General features: G+C 61.8%; 3 protein-coding genes and 1 pseudogene. 2 read left to right on the plus strand and 2 right to left on the minus strand.

Annotated elements, in window-relative coordinates; all coding sequences use genetic code 11:
• Together EN906_RS26505 and EN906_RS26510 are read right to left on the minus strand one after the other, a co-directional pair.
• A pseudogene (locus EN906_RS26505) lies at positions 1-323 on the minus strand (RNA methyltransferase); the annotation flags it as partial.
• Positions 320-1,084: a TlyA family RNA methyltransferase gene (locus EN906_RS26510; protein ID WP_127270328.1), complete on the minus strand. Its 765-nt coding sequence runs from the start codon at positions 1,082-1,084 to the stop codon at positions 320-322. The gene EN906_RS26510 and the pseudogene EN906_RS26505, both read right to left, overlap by 4 nt.
• Before the next feature lie 324 nt (positions 1,085-1,408).
• Between EN906_RS26510 and EN906_RS26515 the strand changes: the two genes are divergently transcribed.
• Together EN906_RS26515 and EN906_RS26520 are read left to right on the plus strand one after the other, a co-directional pair.
• Positions 1,409-2,404 (plus strand): sterol desaturase family protein, encoded by a 996-nt coding sequence (locus EN906_RS26515; protein WP_164748752.1) that lies wholly within the window; start codon positions 1,409-1,411, stop codon positions 2,402-2,404.
• A 266-nt stretch (positions 2,405-2,670) separates the two neighbouring features.
• Positions 2,671-3,552: a GNAT family N-acetyltransferase gene (locus tag EN906_RS26520; RefSeq protein ID WP_236382844.1), complete on the plus strand. Its 882-nt coding sequence runs from the start codon at positions 2,671-2,673 to the stop codon at positions 3,550-3,552.
• Positions 3,553-3,687: the final 135 nt, after the last annotated feature.

Genomic DNA, 3,687 nt, shown 5'->3' on the forward strand with positions numbered 1-3,687 from the left:
CAGGCGACCAGTTCGCCGATCTCGCAATCGATGCCTTTGCCCTTCAGGATGTGCGCCACTTTTTCGCGTTTCCACTGGCGATAGGCTCCGGCTTCGAAATGCTGGAGCGCGCAACCACCGCATTCGGTGAAATGGCGGCAGGCGGGATCGATGCGCTGCGGCGATGCTTCCAGCACCGCCATCAGCATGGCGCGATCCCTTTCGCGCGCGGCGGTGACCGTTTCACCGGGCAGTGTGAAGGGAATGAACAGATCGCCTGTCTCGGTCTCGGCGACACCGTCGCCCTGAGCGCCAAGTTTCCTGATGCTGAAGCGCGCGCTCATCGGTCCTTGATCCCACCGAGCAGGAATTCGCGATTGCCGTCGCCGCCCTCGATCGGCGACAAATGCAGCCCCAGCGAGCGCCAGCCTGGCACGGAGTCCAGCCAATCCTGCAGCAGGCCGGCGACACGGGAGGCGTCGTAGGGATCTTTCAACAGACCACCCTTGCCGATCGCATCACGGCCCGCCTCGAATTGCGGCTTGACCAGAAACACGGCCTTGGCGCCAGCCTTCGCCAGATCAAGCGCCGGCGGCAGCGCCAGTTTCAGCGAGATGAAGCTGACGTCGGACACGATGAAATCCGGAATACGCCCGCTGAGATCGGCAACGGCGAGGTCGCGGGCGTTCAGTCCTTCGATCACCGTCACACGCGGGTCGCCGCCGATATCAGGATGCATCTGGCCATGACCGACATCGACCGCGGTGACATGGACCACGCCGCGCTCGAGCAACACCTGGGTGAAGCCGCCGGTCGAGGCGCCGATGTCGAGCGCTTCAGAGCCGGCAGGGTCGAGGCCGAAATGATCGAGCCCACCGATCAGCTTGAGTGCCGCGCGCGACACATAGCCTTGCGCCGGATCATCGATGGCAACAAGGCATTGCGGCAAAACGCTCTGGCCGGGCTTGCGCGCAATGACGCCGTCGACGGTCACCGTGCCACGCTCGACCGCGTCGCGGGCACGTGAACGGCTGGCAAACAGCCCGCGCTGGACGAGCAGGTCGTCGAGCCGCTGGCGTGCGCTGGCTGGCAGAGGCGAATTCATCGGCCTTCATGGCGAAAGCCGATGACGATGGCAAGAGCACCGGCCGGAAGCATCTCGTCTCACGTTCCCATCATCACGCCCAGCACATTGGACTGCGGCGATGGTGAGGCGTTCCGTCACGCCGACCACCCTATGAATATCTATCGTTGCGCCGGTTGAGACGGATGACCGCCGAAGCATGAGGTCTCGTCGCCTGCCGATAAGTGCCTAAAATCTAGAAAGCCTCATGATTTCTTAACCAATTTTCATCGCATTTGCTTGAGGACTTCAATGTTATGACCGCGACGACCGGAAAAGCCGGATGAAGAGGCGGCAACCTTGGAAATGGCCAGCGATATCGTCTACAAGGTTCTTGACCGGATTTCCGGCGCCGGCCTGCTGGCGACCGGACTTCTGTTGCTGACTGCTTTGGTCAGCGCCCTGGTCGCCTACTGGCGCACGGTCGAGAAAAAGAGCTGGAAAGAGTTCTTCGAGTTCGCAGTCCCGCATGAGGTCATCACGCACCCTTCGGCGAAAGCCGACCTTTTGTTCTGGGTGACGCGGAAGGCGCTGATGCCATTCCTCATGCTGCCCGCCGGCGTCGTCTTCGTCAGCGCCGTCGGCTATGCGACGAACTGGTTGCTCTCCACGCTGCTGGCGATCCAGCCGCCCCTGATCGAAGGACCGGCAGGGCCGGTGACGGTGACGATCTTCACCATCACCATGCTGCTTGCCTACGACATTTCGTACTATCTCTATCACGTCGCCCAGCACCGCTACCCGGTGCTGTGGGAACTGCACAAGGTTCACCATTCGGCCGAGGTGATGGTCGGCATCACCAAGGATCGCGTCCACCCGCTCGACGAATTGATGAACCGGGCCTGGGACGGCGTCATTCCCGGCATCTGCTTCGGCATCTGGTCGCTGGTGTCGCTGAACCTCGTCGAGCTGACGGTCTTCGGCGTCAACGTCTACATCATACGCAACATCCTGATGATGGATTTCGTCAGGCACACGCATTTCAAGATCTCGTTTGGACCGTTGAACAATCTGATCCTGTGCCCGCACTGGCATCAGCTGCACCACAGCACCGACCCGCGCCACTACGACAAGAACTTCGGGCTGCTCTTCTCGTTCTGGGATCGGCTCTTCGGAACCCTGTGCGTTCCGAGACCCGACGAGGACTTCAAGTTCGGTTTGATCGAACGCAACGTGCGCGACTACCAGTCGCTCGCAGGCCTCTATGTCCTGCCGCTGAAGCGGATGTGGCGGCAGATCGCCAGACATTTCCGCACCGACAAGCCCGAGCCACAGCAATCGCCGCAAAGGGGGAAGCCATGAACGGACCCGCCGTGTTCCGGATGCCGCGAACGCACCGGATCGAAATTGCGACCTCGCCAGCGCGACTGGCAGAAATCGCGCCCGCCTGGGCAGCGCTCTGGCAACGCGCCGGCGGCCTCGTTTTCCAGCATCCCGACTGGATCTCGGCCTGGTGGCACACCACACCGCATCAGGACCGTCGCGGTCTCAGGATCGGCCTGGTCTGGAGCGGCGAGCGTCTCGAGGCCGTCATTGCGCTCGCGACCTTCTGGCGCTCGGGCATCCGTATGCTGGAATGGGCGGCGAAAGATCACTGCGACTATGGCGATGTCCTGGTTGCTCCCGATGCCGAGCCACAGATCCTGCCGCAACTCTGGCAACATATCCTCGACGATGGCGGCTTCGATCTTGCCTACCTCAATCGTCTGTTGCCTGATGCCCGATTCCGGACCCTGCTTGGTCCCGCCGCCCCAGGCCAGAGCAATATCTTGCAGCCAAGCCACCGCAGCGAGGTCAGCTATCGAGTTTCCGGCGCCGGGCAACGCGGCGCACAATGGTTTGAAAGCCAGTCGAAGAAAACTCGGCAAAACTATCGCCGTGGCTACAAATTCATGGAGGAAGGCGGCGCGCTGCGTTTCCGCCTGATGGATGCACACGAAGCCCGCGAGCCGGTGCTGGAGCGCGTCGCCGCGCTGAAGCGGTTGTGGCTTGCAAAACACGGCCGCGTTTCGGACCTCTTCGACGAAGGCTCCCCCGCGCTGGCGGCACTCATATCCGTTCTGGCCAAGCTTGGATTGCTGCGCATCTTCGTGCTCGAACGCGAAGACGAGATCATCGCCATCTCGATCAATTTCGAGCAGCATGGAACGATGATGGCTTTCGTCACCACCTATGATCCGGCCTTCGAACGGGCCTCGCCGGGGATGGTCTTGATGATGGATTACATCCAGTGGTCGTTTGACCGGGGCTTGACCACGATCGATTTTCTCTGCGGCGGCGAGGATTTCAAGCGCCGCTTTGCGACGCATTCGGTGATCTTGTCGTCGGTGGTGGGTGGACGAAACCTGCGCGGACGCCTAGCCGCCCTGGCAGACCGCGCCCGCCACGCGGCGCAATCCTGGCGCCCCGAGAAATCGGCGCAGCAAGCGGAGCTGGTTGCGGCGGAGTAGCATTGCCGACGCTTTTTAGATCGCCTGCACAGCGGCAAGCGCGAAACGATCGGGCAATCCCGATCAAGGCTTGCTGTCTTCAGCTCAGAATACGGTTCGCGAAACCGGGCGCTCGACGGCTGGAGACAAGCCATC

The organism is Mesorhizobium sp. M7A.F.Ca.CA.004.06.1.1 (assembly GCF_003999135.1).
Classification (GTDB): Bacteria; Pseudomonadota; Alphaproteobacteria; order Rhizobiales; family Rhizobiaceae; genus Mesorhizobium.

What these genes read in the sequence shown, in the direction of transcription:
- EN906_RS26510 (WP_127270328.1), bottom strand. Translation starts at nt 1,084, where the DNA reads ATGAATTCGCCTCTGCCAGCCAGCGCACGCCAGCGGCTCGACGACCTG.
- EN906_RS26515 (WP_164748752.1), top strand. Translation starts at nt 1,409, where the DNA reads ATGGCCAGCGATATCGTCTACAAGGTTCTTGACCGGATTTCCGGCGCC.
- EN906_RS26520 (WP_236382844.1), top strand. Translation starts at nt 2,671, where the DNA reads ATGCTGGAATGGGCGGCGAAAGATCACTGCGACTATGGCGATGTCCTG.